This window comes from Bacteroidales bacterium, assembly GCA_031275285.1.
GTDB lineage: Bacteria > Bacteroidota > Bacteroidia > Bacteroidales > UBA4181 > JAIRLS01.
The window spans coordinates 1-16552 of the sequence record JAISOY010000010.1 but is presented as its reverse complement, the minus strand read 5'-3'; the positions used below and the strand labels follow the sequence as shown (position 1 = coordinate 16552).

Annotated in this window: 12 protein-coding genes; 5 read left to right on the top strand and 7 right to left on the bottom strand. The window is 40.7% G+C overall.

The window, feature by feature from the left end; all coding sequences use genetic code 11:
- Positions 1-18 precede the first annotated feature (18 nt).
- From LBQ60_00995 to LBQ60_00975, 5 genes are all read right to left on the bottom strand, one after another.
- Complete coding sequence (locus LBQ60_00995; protein MDR2036478.1) at positions 19-1254, bottom strand: site-specific integrase; 1236 nt, start codon at positions 1252-1254, stop codon at positions 19-21.
- Between the two features lie 258 nt (positions 1255-1512).
- On the bottom strand, positions 1513-3738 hold the full coding sequence (locus LBQ60_00990) for a hypothetical protein (GenBank protein ID MDR2036477.1): 2226 nt from the start codon (positions 3736-3738) through the stop codon (positions 1513-1515).
- A gap of 57 nt (positions 3739-3795) precedes the next feature.
- Positions 3796-6645 carry a M60 family metallopeptidase gene (locus tag LBQ60_00985; GenBank protein ID MDR2036476.1) on the bottom strand — a complete coding sequence of 950 codons (2850 nt, stop codon included), beginning with the start codon at positions 6643-6645 and terminating at the stop codon, positions 3796-3798.
- Positions 6646-6694: 49 nt separating this feature from the next.
- The gene (locus tag LBQ60_00980; GenBank protein ID MDR2036475.1) at positions 6695-8248 is read right to left on the bottom strand and encodes a HEAT repeat domain-containing protein; all 1554 of its coding nucleotides are present in this window, start codon (positions 8246-8248) and stop codon (positions 6695-6697) included.
- A 33-nt stretch (positions 8249-8281) separates the two neighbouring features.
- Positions 8282-9823 (bottom strand): hypothetical protein, encoded by a 1542-nt coding sequence (locus LBQ60_00975; protein MDR2036474.1) that lies wholly within the window; start codon positions 9821-9823, stop codon positions 8282-8284.
- Positions 9824-10252: 429 nt separating this feature from the next.
- On the opposite strand from LBQ60_00975, the gene LBQ60_00970 reads away from it, so the two are divergent.
- The 5 genes from LBQ60_00970 (at position 10253) to LBQ60_00950 (ending at position 14843) form a co-directional block, all read left to right on the top strand.
- Positions 10253-11641: an MATE family efflux transporter gene (locus tag LBQ60_00970; GenBank protein ID MDR2036473.1), complete on the top strand. Its 1389-nt coding sequence runs from the start codon at positions 10253-10255 to the stop codon at positions 11639-11641.
- A complete protein-coding gene (locus LBQ60_00965; protein ID MDR2036472.1) occupies positions 11598-12176 on the top strand; it encodes a Crp/Fnr family transcriptional regulator in 579 nt (192 codons plus the stop codon). The genes LBQ60_00970 and LBQ60_00965 overlap by 44 nt, the downstream gene beginning before the upstream one ends.
- A 301-nt stretch (positions 12177-12477) precedes the next feature.
- Positions 12478-13092 carry a hypothetical protein gene (locus tag LBQ60_00960; GenBank protein ID MDR2036471.1) on the top strand — a complete coding sequence of 205 codons (615 nt, stop codon included), beginning with the start codon at positions 12478-12480 and terminating at the stop codon, positions 13090-13092.
- A 71-nt stretch (positions 13093-13163) separates the two neighbouring features.
- On the top strand, positions 13164-13838 hold the full coding sequence (locus tag LBQ60_00955; GenBank protein MDR2036470.1) for a MarC family protein: 675 nt from the start codon (positions 13164-13166) through the stop codon (positions 13836-13838).
- Between the two features lie 288 nt (positions 13839-14126).
- Positions 14127-14843 (top strand): SDR family oxidoreductase, encoded by a 717-nt coding sequence (locus tag LBQ60_00950; protein MDR2036469.1) that lies wholly within the window; start codon positions 14127-14129, stop codon positions 14841-14843.
- On the opposite strand, the gene LBQ60_00945 is transcribed toward LBQ60_00950, so the two are convergent.
- Positions 14834-15409, bottom strand: coding sequence for a DUF6125 family protein (locus LBQ60_00945; protein MDR2036468.1), 576 nt, complete (start codon positions 15407-15409; stop codon positions 14834-14836). The two genes, LBQ60_00950 and LBQ60_00945, sit on opposite strands and share 10 nt — an antisense overlap.
- A 124-nt stretch (positions 15410-15533) precedes the next feature.
- A partial coding sequence (locus LBQ60_00940; protein MDR2036467.1) for an insulinase family protein occupies positions 15534-16552 on the bottom strand: 1019 nt, incomplete at its 5' end.

The following is a 16552-nucleotide window of genomic DNA, read 5'->3' as shown; positions in this document are numbered from 1 at the left end:
CGAAAGGTCTGCTCTATATTATATTCTCTCCGTAATTTGCTTTTCCAGAGATTCTAATTTATGCGAAAGGATTTCCATGTCCTGCGAAATTTTCTCTTTCGTTATCTTGGCGTAAATTTGGGTCGTTTTAATATTCGTATGCCCTAACATTTTACTGACCGTTTCTATCGGAACTCCCTGTGATAGAGTAAGTGTAGTCGAGAATGTGTGCCTCGCTACGTGGTAGGTCAAACGGGTTTTAATCCCGCATTGTTTGGCTATCTTTTTCAGAATATTGTTGCACGAGCTGTTACTCGGAACAGGAAACAAACGATTATCCCTGCAATAGCCTTTGTACTTCTCTATTATCCGCTTCGGCACTTCCAATAACCTGATACTTGAATCGGTGTTCGTTTTCTGTCGGCGGGTAATTATCCATAAATGACCGTCAAACGAGGTTTTAAGATGGTCTTTCGTTAAGTTCTTTACATCCGAATAACTCAGCCCGGTAAAAATCGAGAACACAAATAAATCCCTTACTAATTCATATTGAGCATTTTTCATCTTGGCATTGACAAGCAAGTTTATTTCTTCCTTGTTCAGGAATCCCCTGTCTTTGGATTCGGGGCTTATCAGATAACCCGCAAAAGGATTGAAAGCTAACTGCCCCGAATTACGAGCAATAGAAACAATATGCTTTACGCCTATCATATATGACCATATCGTATTGGTAGAACATTCCCTTTCCGTTCTCAAATAGTGTTCAAACCCATTGATAAAAGCAAGATTCAGTTCTTTCAGAAAAATATCATCTCGCTTATATTCACGTTTGATATAGCTTTCTATGTGTTTATATAAAAGACAATATCTTGCATATGTGCCTTTTGCCCTGTTATATCCTACCTTTCGGGAAAATTCTTGATTGTGTTTTGCAAAGAGGGTCAGGAACGTATCTTGCTTTACCCCTAAACCTAAATAGGCGTTCTTTATCTTGTCGGCAGTAACAAAACCGTCCATTTGCATTACTTCCTGATAATGGCGGTTAATATCAACACGAATTTTGTCTAATGCGATATTGGTTTTTACCGCTAAGGTGCTTTTACCTGTCAGCCGTCCCGCTTTGGTATCCCAAAGGTTGGGCGGTACGGTCATCTTACAACTGAATTGGCTGATTGTTTTGTCAATCGTAATACGACCCATTAACGGAACAGTTCCGTCTGGCTTAATGTTATTCCGTTTCAAATAAAACAGAATTTTGAATGTGCTTCGTTGCATCATAACTCAAAGTTTTTACAGATTACAAAATTAGTTTACTCTGAGCTATAAGAGGTTATATAGCATAACGCAAAAGGAAGACGAACAGCGACTTATCGTCGATTTGCGTTTTATGGCGAGGTAATGGTGTGGTAATTGAACTTTGTCGTATCTTTGCCTATGGGTGGCTTTGAGTGCCACAAAAGAAAAACCAAACAAAGGACTTTATCCGCACATTTTCAATCGGTTGTCCTCGTTTGGCTGTTATTCGCTTTTTTGTTAGACTTTTATTTTAAAACCATCAGTACTCATCATGTAATCATTGACATTCAGTTTGAGATGATAATCCGTACCTCTAAGGGAATACGTGAACTCTGTCCCATTTAATTCTTTCAGCATATTTGGTTCCAATCCCATCCTGTTCCATCTCGGACGGATACCATAAATGTCCCTGTACAATGCTGTAATACTAGTACAGATCCCTGCCAATATATCAGATCCCAGTCCTTCCTGGGTGATCCTGGAATACCGTTGGGACGATAAACCGTCTTTTTTATATTGTTGTAGAATATTTCTGATGTATTTCAATGCAATTTCCTTTTTATAACCTACATAAGACCTGATTCCCAAATATCCCCAGGTGGGGAAGATATCTCCGTTTTCGTAGGTCGGAAATGGCCATTGCCAGCTTGCCACCTCTTCTTCCCTGTAAGAATCGAAACACAAAGGCCAATGAAACAGGTTTTCAGCAGATGTCCTTTTTTCAATTTCGTCGAGAATTATCTTTATCCTCTTTTCGTCGTCACATAATCCGAAAGCAATAACAGCGAAGTTAACGGGAGTAACAAAATTGTCTCCATGTACGGAACCATCTTTATCTCTCCAGTAGATGTATTGTTTTTTATCAGGCGCCCAGAACCCTCCCTGGCTAACCGGCTTATTAAAACTTTCTTTTAGCCTTGCTGCTACGGAAAAATAATAGTCCGACTTTGTTTTATCCCCTAAGATCGATTCACAATTGGCCCATAAGTTCAGGGCTTCGTACATCTGGGCATTGACAAAAGCATTTTCAAAACTGGCCCAGACTATATCAAGCCAGTCGCTTGCAATCTTTTGTGATGTATCATCATTCATCATCTCGAAGATACCATTCTTATTAGAATCCCGCTTTATCAGCCAATCCAATGCTTTTTCGCAACTCTCTTTGTGGGCGGATAACCAGTCAATATCTCCGCAAAGGTCGAATTGTTCTGCAGTATTGATGATATATCCTGTCTGGGAATCAATAGTATATCCCCACTGAGCCTCATAATATCCTGTTTTATAGTTAAAGGTTCCGGGCATTTGGTCCTCATCCATGTTATGCCAGCGGGACCGTACACGGCCTTCTTCAGTCATTGCATGATCCCTTTCCGCATCAAGGGTGGATGACATATTTTTGATATAATTTTCATCATTCAAAGCCATTCCGATCTGGGCAAAGAATGGTTCATGCAGGCATTTCCAGTTAGTGATCCAGCCATTGGCGCCAACAATCGTATTATCCACCACCCCATATCTTCCTGTTGTATTTAGCAGTTCACGTACTGCATCGGCATCTATTCCGGGGAGGATTCCTCTGGAATATTCGGTAAGGTAATTTATATATTGTATTTCTATATGAATGGAGATATTCTCTTTTTGAACATCAAAAGGGCAGAATACATCCGACTTTTGATGTACGAACCGGCTCAGGTTATACCTGGGTTCAAGTTCCATGTCCGTTACAAAATGGGTACATGTAAATTCATTCTTTTCGTTTTGCGAATATTTTGCAGCCAGGTATTTTCCTTCATCGGATTTAACTTCAATCCGCAATGCATCCCCTGAATCAGGATTCCAGAAGGTTACTCCCCCGGTGTGTACTCCATATGTGTCATTTACGGAAGAAAGATATTTACACCAAACCATTCCGCCATTATCCATTATTCCTCCTTTCCAGATAGAGCGATCGAAAGACCATTGAGGAAAGGCAGTTTCCTCGAGTTTTGCCAGGGTGCTGTACCTGCGGTCTATATGCCAGCGTATTTTATCTTCATTGAGGTCAAAGGTCCATGTTTCATTTACTTTCAATGCAGCATCTCCATAAGTTATTTCCCTTACAACTATTTTTCCAGAAGTTTCTTCTATTTTTACTTCGTTCTCTGTTTTATCGGATGTGTAACTACCTCCCTTTGTCCTGAATCCGGTATAAATACCCGAAGAGGATAAGGTGTTTTTATCCTTAATTGTGAGATGGGTTATTCTACATCCATCTGAATAATCGATTAAAATACCAAGCTTTTGATCAGGACCTTGGATTTTTATGGTCTTTGCAATATGATCATGGCTTACATATTTATCATTAAAAGCTCTGTTTTTTGCCTGAGAGGTATTGGGGAACAGGCTTAAAAGAAATATAATGCCTATTACTATTAAACTCTGCTCTGTATTTGTCTTGTTTTGAAACAAATAAGTTTTCTTCATGAAATTATTAAACCACATGTATTCATCGTTTGATTCGAATTCTCTTTTTATCGACTGTTAATGTATTTTTACGGTTTTTCCTATAGCGGGAACAGCATAGATAACCGGATTTTTAATTCCATCGGGCAGTTTAAATTCCGATGCCGGAGTAATGAATACCAGTTTATCACCATCGTACACTTCATATGCAACCGCATTTTTAGTGTCGGTAGCATAGTTGGCACCATTGACCGTTACCTTGCCCTTTTCGATAGCCGCATTATTTTTGTATGCCTCCACACATTCATCATGTATGTACCATATCCTGGCATCAGGCTTTGCATACCGGGAAGCATATTTTTTGAATTCTTCCACCTCTTTTTGGGTGATGGTAAAACTTCTGGTATAGTTGACCCTGTTCTGGATAGAACTATGATCGGTAGCTGTACCCGATGTTACAGCCAGCATCCCCCAACGTTCAAAAAACTCGCTGAGGTCGGTTTTGGATACATCACAGCAGATACGCATAAAATTCAACTGCTGTTGTGCGTCATTGGGGACATGGTCCAGATTTCTTATGGCTTCATGTACATCCGCATAAAAATCGGTGTTGCCTTTTACATTGGAGAAATACAGTTGCAACTGCCAGAAGGGGATCAGTTTGCAAAATACATCCCCATGGTCGGAATGCAACACTTTACCGGCCAGCATTTCGGTAAAACCTTTCTCGTACCGGTTGTTCCAGATCCCGTCAAAACTGGAATTCAGTTTTTCCTCCGACAGGCGCGATTTATTTCCAAACATGGATTGCACATACATCGAGTAAATATTGTTGGAAACCTCGGTAAGTCCCACCCATTTCAGACCCTGCGTCTGGTTGATATGTCCTACCTCGTGTGCCGGCCCCCATATATCGGTGGTACGCAATCTGTTGACATCGCAGATATGGGACATTGAACCGGCAGAATATCCGGTACGATTGGCGGTTGCAAACATCCAGTAAGGCGAAGTAGAGACATAAAACAACATGCGGTTACCATTTGCCCTTTTATATTTTTCCAGTCCTATAAAGCGTGATTCGAGATATACTATGGAGTCAAAAACTGCCAGTAAACGGGATATATCCGGAGTATACTTTTTGAAATCATTCACCGGGAATATCAGGTGCGCGTATTTACCCTGGACATCAATGTATTTATGCCTGGCATTATCCAGGATGTCTGTCCAGTCGGAATTAGTGTTTTCGGTTGCATGGTACATTCCGTTCACTTTTCCGCTGGCAATATGGATTTTTATGGGTGAAGCATTCTTATTTTCCGTATGGTACATTATGTACAGCAATCCTCCGCCCTGACAAATAATACTATTGGCGCCTTCCTTAAGCATATAATCAACAGGGGAATAGTCGTTGTTGAAATTGATGGAGCGTAAGGCTATATTTTGCCCCTTTGTATCGCCCACAAATACCACGATTTCCTCGCCCGGCATAGCTACTATTCCGGTCGCATTATCGAGCAGGCTATAAGTTCCTGTTTTATTTCTGGTAGCAACAACGGAAGGATTCGGATAGGGCTGATAGGTTTTCACCCTATTTTGCTTGTCGTAAGTGCTGTTATACAGGGATTGGGCAAGCGCTTTAAATTGCGGATTAGCGATAGCGTCGATATCCTTTACTTTTATCCCTTTTCTCAGATTGGAGCAGGTAAAATCCGAGAAGACGTCAGGAATTTTATTCGCCTCATTTTTACGGAAAAACTGCATTTCGGCACAACTGGCAAAGCCGGTTCCGTTATCTCCCAGGCCCGATTTTACGATCACCTTTACATATTTGGGCTTTTTTCCCTGGAGGTCAATGACGGACGGGGTTCCGCTTCCTTTAAAATCGTATTTGCCAACGAGTGTTTCTTTGCTGTTCTCGCTGATATACACTTCTATTTCCTTAAAATTACCGTTCGATCCGTCGGTACGCGGATAATAGATCATATAATCAATGACTTCCGGTTGATTGAAAGTATATTCCAGTGTAACAGGAAAAACCGTGTTGGACCAACTCGAATGGTAGATGGTCGACATATGACCGTCGATTGACCGGTCAGCACCTTCGCCTCGTTGTTCGTTCGATGCTTTGGCCGACGATACTTTGACAGGTATGTCTTTTTCCAGACCCCACGCACCGGGTTTCAGACCGGGGGCAGTAAGTGTCGTATCGCCTGTCAGTTTCGCAAATTCCTTTGTCGTTCGTATGTTGTTGAATTCTTTTTTGTCAATGAGTTGAGCATAGTCACAGCCTGATTCTATGGCTTTTTTAAGATAACCAAGGGCTTCGGTCTGATCGTTTAATGCCGAATACGACATCGATAACAGCATATGTAATTGACAAAGTTGGTTTTGGTTTTGATTTTTATCTTTTAAAGCATTGTAAATGCTAAGCGCTTCTTGGGCGTTTTCTATATTTCCTTTATAATCATTCTGTTCGAATGATTTGTTGATTTTCTGAGTGGCAATGTAGAATTTATATTCAGCACTGTTTTTTACTTTTTCAAATATTTCATGGGCCTGCTTTTGCCGGCTTAATTCGCCAAACTCATCATTGGTGACCATCGTATAAAGATTGTTGCACCCTCTTGCCCATATCTTTTCAAGATAAACCGTCGCTTTTTCATATTCTTTAAGGGTATTATAGGCCATACAGTAAACCATATCCGTCTGGCAATAGAATGATGTACTGTCCATTCTAGATTCCGACGGAAGTGAATGGAAAAAATCAACGATATCGTTAAGTATTTTTATGCTTTTTTCGTGATCTTTTCCGTAGGCCGCCATTAACTCGGTATTGAACTGATCAAATCTGTCAGTTATCTCTTGTGGAGTCTGTGGGTATACGTAGCTTGTGATGAACAAACAAATGATGATGGCTATTTTCTTCATATTAATCCTGATTTTAGGTAGGTAAGCTTTCTCTATTTACTATTTGATATTATGATTGTTGTAAAAATTCTTCTATCTTTTTTATTACAGGGTCGAAACCAAATGTTCCGGTAACAATTCCATGGTTAACAATTAATTGAAAATCACCATAAGGGGTTTTGTGGACCTGATTGGCTCCCATGCCGAATACGGCATAACCTACCAGCTCGTCGGCATCGTTTTCCTTCATGCCGATTTTGATGGCTTTCATGCCTTCGAGCAGTTTTTGAGCGCTACGGCGTTTGGCTTCTTTTTCCAAAGATCCGGCATTTTCTACTTTGTACCCTATTTTTTCCAGGGCGTTCAGGATACTTTTAACCAGCTTATCGCTGCCTTCTTTTTGTAGTAGTTGCGTCAGCCGGTCGCCGGTTTCGGGTATATTACCCAATGCAATTACAGCCCTGATGCGCAGGTATTCCTCTATACCCGGATCTTCGGCGATGGCCAGTAACTTTTCCTCAGCCTGTTTGTCAGCGCCTTTTTCAAGTGCGCGCAGGGCAAGACCCATTTCCGGGCCATCCAGCAGTTCCATTAACTGGGTTACTGCTTTGGTTCCCATCATACCCAGTCCATCGGCAATTCCATTTACGCCGGTATAGTCGGCGCCATGAATGGCCAGTGCTTTTATCATGGGTGTAATAGTTCTTTCATCACCAAGTTCTCCCAGTGCCTTTCCCGCGTATTCCCTTACTGCTTCTTTAGGGTCTTTCAATGCTTCTATAAGAGGCGCCACTGCACGTGTATCACCTGTGGTGCCAAGCATTTCAGCAGCATTAAACCGTACTACCCACATTTCATCTGTTTTCAGGGCATGTATGGCGGCATCAATTATTTCTTCTTCGGTAGCACCTTTGAGTTCCTTTAATGCATCGCGGCGCATTTCCCAACTGGGGGATGTTTTCAATGTCTGTAAAGCCTGTTTTCTTTTTTCATCAGTTGGCAATGATGCTCGTTTTGCCTGGTCGGCTTCAGGTTGTTTTTCTATAGGTATCTGGCTTTGGGGAACTATTTTTGGGGTAACAGGCCGGGGCTTCATTTCATTAGCAACTACAGGATGAAGGGTACCCAGTTGTTCCATTTGTTTTTTTAATTTTTCGAATGTATAATAGGCCAGTTTGGAACTTTGCGGTAATCTTTTGTTGAAGTGTGCGCCCAGTGCATCCGCGGCAAGATCGTTGTCCAGTTTGTCTTTACGGAACCTGGAATGATATGAAAATGCAAAGAGGATGTTGAAAAGAGAAAACGCATATACGATGATGCCCCACCACCATTGCTGTGCAGGTAAGGCATAGATAAGGACGGTACCGATAATAGCCGTTGCCACAGCAGTGATGATGTTGAATTTTATTTGTGGCTTGTAAACGCAGTTACGGCAAACAGGCAAACTGTATTCAAGAAAATAGGACCGTTGGTTGTTTCTATTGACCAATTCCAGTGTGTTTTTACCTGTGAGGTATTTTTCCCCGGGAACATCTCCTTCCGTTGATTTATCCAGAGCTTCTTTACCGACATATATCTGATAACTATTCGCTGTCTGACGGCCACAGATGATACAATGATTCATGATTTCCGGAGTTTATGGATGGTTTGTCGATCTCTATCGGGTGATCTCTGATAATTTAAATTGGCAGATGGTAACGGTTTCACCTTGTAAGACAACTTCCTTAGCCTTCTTGTTTAAGGAGGTACGTGTTGTGGAGACTACGTTTGTATCCGGATTGTTCAAAGTATTTTTTGCATTTAAAGAAAATGCTGACAAAACAGTCATTTCTAAAAGCTTGTCTACTTTACAGTTGGTGAAATTGAAAGTTGTTTTAAGACTCTGTGCATTAATATTCACTATATACAATGTCAACAGCATTTTTTCCCTGTCTAAGGCTGCAGAAACATCAATAGAATGAAGATCTACATCTATCACAGGAGAACTGGCTTCCGCCAGGATGCTCTCATTCAGAGAGTAGGCGCGGTATTCCTTCATAGGGAAGAAAACGGTTTGTCTTACAGAAGCGTTTTCATTCGTCATAATCGGAGCAAGGATATTTACCATCTGGGCCCAGTTCGCCATAGCTATGTGTGCGGCATTACGGTGAATGGTATTCAGAAAACAGGCAGTCGCTAGTCCGTGACGCCATTCATAAGTGTTCGTCGTTCCATACGGAGGATCCTGATATTCCCAGATGCCCCATTCGTCTAAAGCTATTTTTATAGGATGCTGGCGATGTGGAAAACGATACCATTTCTTCCAGTTTTCTACTTTATCCGGACAGGTTTCCTTGATGATATTTCCTAAATTGCTTATTCCCCTGCCCGTAGCTTGTATCTTTTTAAAGATGGAGTAAGGTTTTCCCTGATCGGTACCGACATAAGCATGATAAGAAATATAATCGATGGCTCCGTCTAATCCTTTCAGGATGATTTTGTTCCATTCATTGCTTCCGCTTTCTCCATTGGCAATTAGTTGTATTGTAGGGTCGGTCAGTTTCATGAGTTTTATAAAGTGCCATACATCTTCCACATATTTATGCGGATCCTGGTGTCTTCCGGCATCCGGCTCAGCCATTTCCTCATTACCCAAAGCCCAGTACTTTACGTTGAAAGGTTCTGCGTATCCGTGTGAACGCCTCAGGTTCGCATAGTATGTATTTTCAGTCCCATTACAGTATTCGACCCAATTTGCGGCTTCATCAGGAGTTCCGGTAGAGAGGTTGATCACCAATACGGGCTCGCAGCCTATTTCCCTGCAATATTCGATAAACTCACATGTACCAAAATGATAATTGTTGATTCCACCCCAGATCAGGTTTTTTTTAGCTTTTCGTTGTTCTTTCGGACCAATACCATCTTCCCAGTGAAATGTTTTGATTACTGTTCCTCCGGGGAAACGAAGCATCGTCGGGTTCAACTCTTTGACCTTTTCCAGCACATCCTTCCGAAAGCCTCTTTCGTCGGATAATGGGGAATGCTCATCATATATTCCGCCGTCGATACAACGTCCCATGTATTCAATGAACTGGCCGTAAACAAATGGGGATATCTCTCCTAAGCTGGTAGATGCATCAATAGTGATCTCGTTTTTTTGTGCATTTAAAAAATTGAAACTCATAAGAATAAATAGTGATGCAATCCATATTTTTTTCATGCCTGAATGTTTTGATTTTTGTCTGCGATCCAAGTATATGCTAAAAGTTTTGTGTCTAAAAATAGTGTTTTTCTTCTAATTACGAACTACGAATGATGAACAAAATAATAAAAAATGGAGAATGGAGAATGGAAGACTTTGCGCCAGCGATCTCACGAGCGAACTAAGTGGAGCGTTCTCATGAGCGTCAGCGAGTAATGAATTAAAAAATGAAAAGCAAAAAAGTTCATAAAGTTATAAAGTTAAAAACCGATGTATGGGATATCTATACTTTATAAACTTTCAGACATTCAAACTTTATAGACTTTCTGACTTTATAAACATTCCGACTTTTCTGCTTATAAACCGGGAATTTCATTTATTACCAATTGTTAAGTGATGATGAAATTATATGGACGACCTTTGCGGCTGTTTAAAAAATAAAGAGATATGCAAAGGGATAGTCTTGATTTTAAGAATATGGACGTAGGGAAGCTTTTCATGAAACAGTTTTTCCCAACATTACTTGGAATGGTATCGGCGGCATTGTTTACCGTTGTAGATGGTATTTTTGTAGGTCGCGGTATTGGCAGTGATGCAATGGCTGCAGTGAATATTGCAGCTCCGTTGGCTATGATATCTGCGGGGATCGGACTTATGTTCGGAATGGGAGGCGGTATACTCGCTTCCATCAATCTTTCACGTGGAAAATTTAAAGTAGCCAATATCAATGTTACCCAGTCAGTCGTTTCATTGATAGTGGTCAGCTTGATCCTAACCCTGCTGATCGTTCTTTTTCCTTATAAGGCGGTGACATTACTGGGATCAGATAGATACCTGATGGATTTATCCGTAGAATATCTGTTCTGGTTTGCACTCTGTATTCCGTTTATGGTATTGGTGGTCGCTCTTCCGTTTTTTGTACGGCAGACGAATCCGAATTTTTCCATGTGGGCAATGCTGATAGCGACCGCTATCAATATCGTACTTGATTATATCTTTATTTTTATTTTCGGATGGGGACTGTTCGGTGCTGCTATAGCGACCGGAATAGGAGAAGGAGTCGGTGCTTTGTTGTTGCTGGGATACCTTTTCCGGAAATCTGTAACCGTAAGATTTGCCAGGTTGAAGATGAGTATCAAAAGTATTCGCCTGACGTTAAGGAATAGCTGGTATATGGTAAAATTGGGGGTATCCTCCTGTCTGAGTGAGGTGACCATAGCAGTCATGGCTATTGCAGGGAATTATGTCTTCATGCGTTATCTGGGTGCCGATGGGGTTGCGGCGTATAGCATTGTTTGTTATCTGTTCCCGATTATCTTTATGGTATTCAATGCAATGGTACAGTCGGCACAGCCGATCATCAGTTTCAATTATGGGTGCGGACAAATGAAACGTTCCGAAAGTGCCATGAAATTATCTGTAATTTCTGCCGTATCTTTTGCACTATTCATCACCATTTTATTTATGGTTTTTTCAGAAAGCATAGTATCCCTGTTTGTTCCTGATTCCGGAAGTAACGCATGGAAGTATGCCGTCTCCGGTCTACCGATGTTCGCTGTCGGTTATGTCTTTTTCGGCGTCAATGTGATCACCATCGGATATTATACCAGTATCGAACGGGTCAAAAGAGCTGTTGCCCTTACGGTATTACGTGGAATATTGCCTGTCCTGTTTTTTTTCATGCTGCCTTTATGGTTCGGGGTTCCGGGTATCTGGCTTTCGGTAGCAGCAGGTGATGCGATGACAACAATAATTATCGTACTTTTACAGCTGAGAGATAAAACAGTCAGAGATGGAAGAATTGTTGAAAAATATCCGAAAGTGCTGCCCGCTTAGTGAAAGTGAAGAAACCCTGTTACGCCGCAGCGTACGTACCCTCCATTTTCCCAAAGGCAGCGTTGTCATCGGTGAAGGCAAGATAGACGACTCCATTTACTTCATACGTAAAGGTATCTGGAGGGCGCATATTGTCAATGACGGGGAGGTATATACGCTTTGGTTCGCCGTTCCGGGAGAGACCATTTTTTCCTCATGGGGATATATTAAAGGGTTGCCTTCACGGTTTACGATTTCTGCATCCAGTGACAGTGTGGTTCTTGAATTAAAAAAGAATACCGTTCAGCAGCTCACCGAAATGTCTCCGGCCATCCTGAAATGGCTTCAGGAACTTTATGTGGATGTATTGCTCAGTACTGATGACTTGCTTGTGGATATATCCAGCCCTAAGGCAGAGAAACGTTACCTTGCGTTTATGAAAAAAATGCCGGAAATATTCCGGAATGTGCCATTAAAAGAAGTTGCAGGATTTATTGGCGTTACCCCACAATCATTGAGCCGTATACGAGCAGGATTGGCCAGGAATAAAAATTAAGAATTAAGAATTAAGAATATAATTGTTGTTCATTAATATCATATTGACCAGTCTGTCTAAATATTAATGAATTTTTTATCACGCGGATACATCACTGATGTTGACAATAAAATAAATTTCTGCTACATTTTAATAATATAGGATGCACCTCGGCAAATTTTACGAACAAGTTCGACACTCTGCCCTCAGTTTTCACTATATTTGAATAATATAGGATGCGCCTTGGACAAAATTTCAAGCAAGCTTGAGTTTACCTCTCGGCTTTCACTATATTTGTAAAAAATGTTTTAGTTGCGATGGGATGGAGAGGTTGTTTTGTTTATATCTGTTGATTTTCTTTGTTTCGGGAAGAATTCCTGTTTCTGCACAGGACAAATTCACCCTGAATGATTATGAAACCAGGTTTCCCCGGTGGCGTGTAGCTGCAAACTACGGTCCCAGCCATATATCTTATGATTTTGGATCTTACAGGGAATGGGGATACCGTACCGGATTTGATATTGCTTATTTTGGAAAAGACGGCGATCTGTTCGGCTGGGGTATTAAATATGACCATTACCAGTCGTTTGTCCCGGATGAAGGGTACCGGTTATCTAATCCGTTTATAGGCGGAACGGTGCATGTCCGTCCGGATAAAGATGCCGGTTCGAACTACTGGTCTTTCCTGATGGGATTGGGTTACATGGGCTTTCAGGAGAAAAAAGTGTCGCAGTCTGTTTTTAAGCAAAGTGCGGTAGCCCTTTGTTTTGATTTGGGGTATGATATAAACATCACCAGGAATTTATATCTGGAAATAATGCTGTCATACATGCTGGGGATGGTGGTAACAGATTATTTTGAAGTGGAGGATGAAGAGGTGGTATTTCCTCCGATATCAAGAATAAATATCGGTATCGGGCTACATGTCCACCTGTAAATTATTTATCTACGGTATTTCTTCATGTTCATATTTGTATTATTTTTGTATTGGAAACAAATTAGTTAACTATGTCTATACACAGCATTGCCTACACATTCATAGCTTCATTTGTCGCATTATTTCCGGTCATGAATCCGATAGGAAACGGGTTCATTGTCAATGGTTTTTTACAGGATCTGGATGATGATCATCGGAAAATAGCCATTAGAAAAATTATAACTAACTGTCTGGTAATTGGCATTGGCAGCCTGGCTATCGGACATCTTGTCTTACTGCTATTCGGACTTGCTGTTCCTGTTGTGCAGGTGGGTGGGGGGATCGTTATCTGTAAAACCGGACTGGAGTGGCTTTCCGATTCAACCATGACCAATACGGATAAAAAGCAGGAAGCAATGGATAAGATCAACATGTTTGAAATAGAGAAAAAACTGTTTTATCCCATTTCATTTCCCGTGAGCATCGGTCCCGGAAGTATATCGGTCATTTTCACATTGATGGCTACCTCTTCAGTGAAAGGAAATTTGCTGGAATCCATCATTAATTATGCGATGATCGCCCTTGTTATTATTTTGTTGTGTGTGATCCTCTATGCGTTTTTATCACAGGGAAACAAAATTACCAAAAGGCTTGGACCGACAGGTAGTATGGTGATCAATAAGCTGGTCGCTTTTATTACTTTTTGTATTGGAATACAAATTATTGTTACCGGTATATCAAAGATTTTCCATCTGGATATTTTGTAAATAAAAGATACATTGGGAATTATATATCGTGTGCGAATGTATATGTAATAAAAACTATATGCATCTATTCTCAATGATCCTATTTTTAGATTTATATTCTTGATATTTAACGCTTTAATTTATAATTTTTGTAACTTTTGAAGATGATATTTTATTTAGAAGTAACATTATTATATGTAGCGTTTGAAATTTGAAAAAATACGAATAATTCGTTTGTTTTTTACGAATAAAAACGTTTATTTTCAGGGTAATATTTATTTTAACGATTCGATTTTAATCAAACTTTTTATGAAACTGGCAATTGTAACAGGTGGTGCACATGGTATAGGAAAATCCATTTCAATGAAGTTGTTGGATGATGGATATCAAGTGGTTCTATTGGATGTTTCTTCTGATTTTATTGAAAAATTGAAGGGTGAACTAAATAATAAAAGATTACATGCTATTGTGTGTGATGTCGGGAACCCTGAAGAAGTATATCAGGTCATACAGGATATAGGACAGCAATACGGCAAAATAGATTGTTTGGTGAACAATGCCGGAATAAGCCGGTTTAAGTCGATAGAAGAAATGACGGTAGAGGAATGGAACCGTATCATTTCGGTGAACTTAAGCAGTATCTTTTACATGGTCAAATATGTTAAACCTTATTTTTCTGACAGATCTGCCATAGTGAATATCTCATCTACAAGAGCATTGATGTCTGAACCTGATGGAGAAGCCTATGGCGCTTCCAAAGGAGGGATCTTTTCCCTGTCCCATGCTTTGGCAATCAGCCTCGGTCCGAAGACCCGAGTAAATTGTATCAGTCCGGGATGGATTGAAGTGAATGATGATGTGGTACTTAGTCCGGAAGATCATTCACAGCATCCTGCCGGTAGGGTGGGGAAGGCGAATGATATTGCAGAAATGGTAGCTTACTTGTTAAGTGAAAAGGCCGGATTTATTACCGGCCAGAATTTTGTGATCGATGGAGGGATGACCCGTAAAATGATCTATGTATAGTTTTGACCGGATGATTCATCCTTTATTGTAAAACGCCATGAACAGGCACAAGTATCGTCAGTAACATCAGGATAACAACTGACGGTTTCACATTCAATCCGTTCATCGATTATTTTGGCAAAATAATAGTGTTCGATGATCCCTACTGATTGACAGGGATGGTAGGGCATTCCCTTTTTTTTGCGTGCCGATTGTACCTGACAGTCAATGACCCGGTAGATGAGTGAATGATGATCACGGATACACTCCACTTTCGGATTGGCAAACGCGGAAAAACGGAACATCAGAGCCTGTTCCAATCCGTCCAGTCCCGGGGAATCCGGTAGATTTAAAAAATTTTTGAGCCGCCGGGCCTCTGTTTCCGTATAACGACGCCATGCCGAACGATCATGGTGCATGGCTTCATCCATTCCTTCTTTTTGCTCTACCGACTGAAACCAGACACCGTCCAATGCAAGGAAATTACGGGCATTGATCCTGACCAGCTCTTTTAGCTCTTCTTTAGATAAATCATCTAAAGTCTTTATCGGATGTTTATTTTTGTTTGAATGATTACTACTGCTCATATGGTTTTCCTTTTGCTACTTTATCGGAAGTATAGTCGTATGCCGTGTAATTCCGGGGTATAATAATGACCGGTCTTAAACAGGTTATTGAAAACTCATTTAAGACCGGTCAGATGATAGGGAATTATTCTTCTTCAGGCCGCATAACGACTTGTATCACATTTCCTTGTGTCAAAGCTTTTTTGGCCGCTTTGTGTACACTTTGTGTTGTAATACCGTTGACTACTTTTTCATAATCAGTATAACGGTCGATACCATTTTTATAATATTCAACCAGCAGGTTGAGATACCATCCGTTTTCCTTATGGTTGTCCTTAAAAGTCTTCAACCAGTATTTTTTTGCATTTTCAATGGTTTCAGGATCCGGTCCGTCTTTTAATAACTTATCGATCTCATCATAGATCACATGTATCATTTTGTCAGCCAGCTTAGGGTCCGTATCAAAACTCATATCCAGGGTATAATTGTAGTTGGGTGCAGCATAACTGTTCATACCCACTCCGACACCATAAGTGGCGCCATATTCCTTACGGATGGTTTCCAGGTAACGGTTTCTCAATATCTCCCTGATGGCCAGCATATTCATGATTTCATTCAGTTCATATTTTGTTGATCCGCTGTAACGAACCCGTGCTGATGCCTTGGGGGTTAACATGGGCTGGGTAAAATCGACAACTGTTTTTCCCTTGGGTACTTTAATTCCCAGATCTTTCCATTTTTCTTTGCTATTTAGTCCCGGAAGTGAAGCAATATATTGTTCAACAAACGGTTTTATTTCATTTTCGGTAAAACTTCCAACGATAAAGAATACAAAATCACCGGCATCGGCAAAACGTTCCTTATAGATTTTTTCTATGGTTTCAAGTTTTACCTTTTCCAGATCGGATTCGCTGAGCGGCTTTCTTCTGGGATGCCTGCCAATAGTGATCCACGATACGGAATCAGCAAAATGATTGGCCGGATTATTGGCACGTTGACGAATAGATTCTTTGGCACGTTGCATGGTGGTATTGAAAACTTCCTGGTCGAAGCGTGGCTGGACAAAACGAAGGTATAGTAACTGGAACATCGTTTCTATATCTTTTTTTGATGAGTTCGCGCTCACTCCTTCAAAAATATCCTGTATGTACAGATTTGCATAAG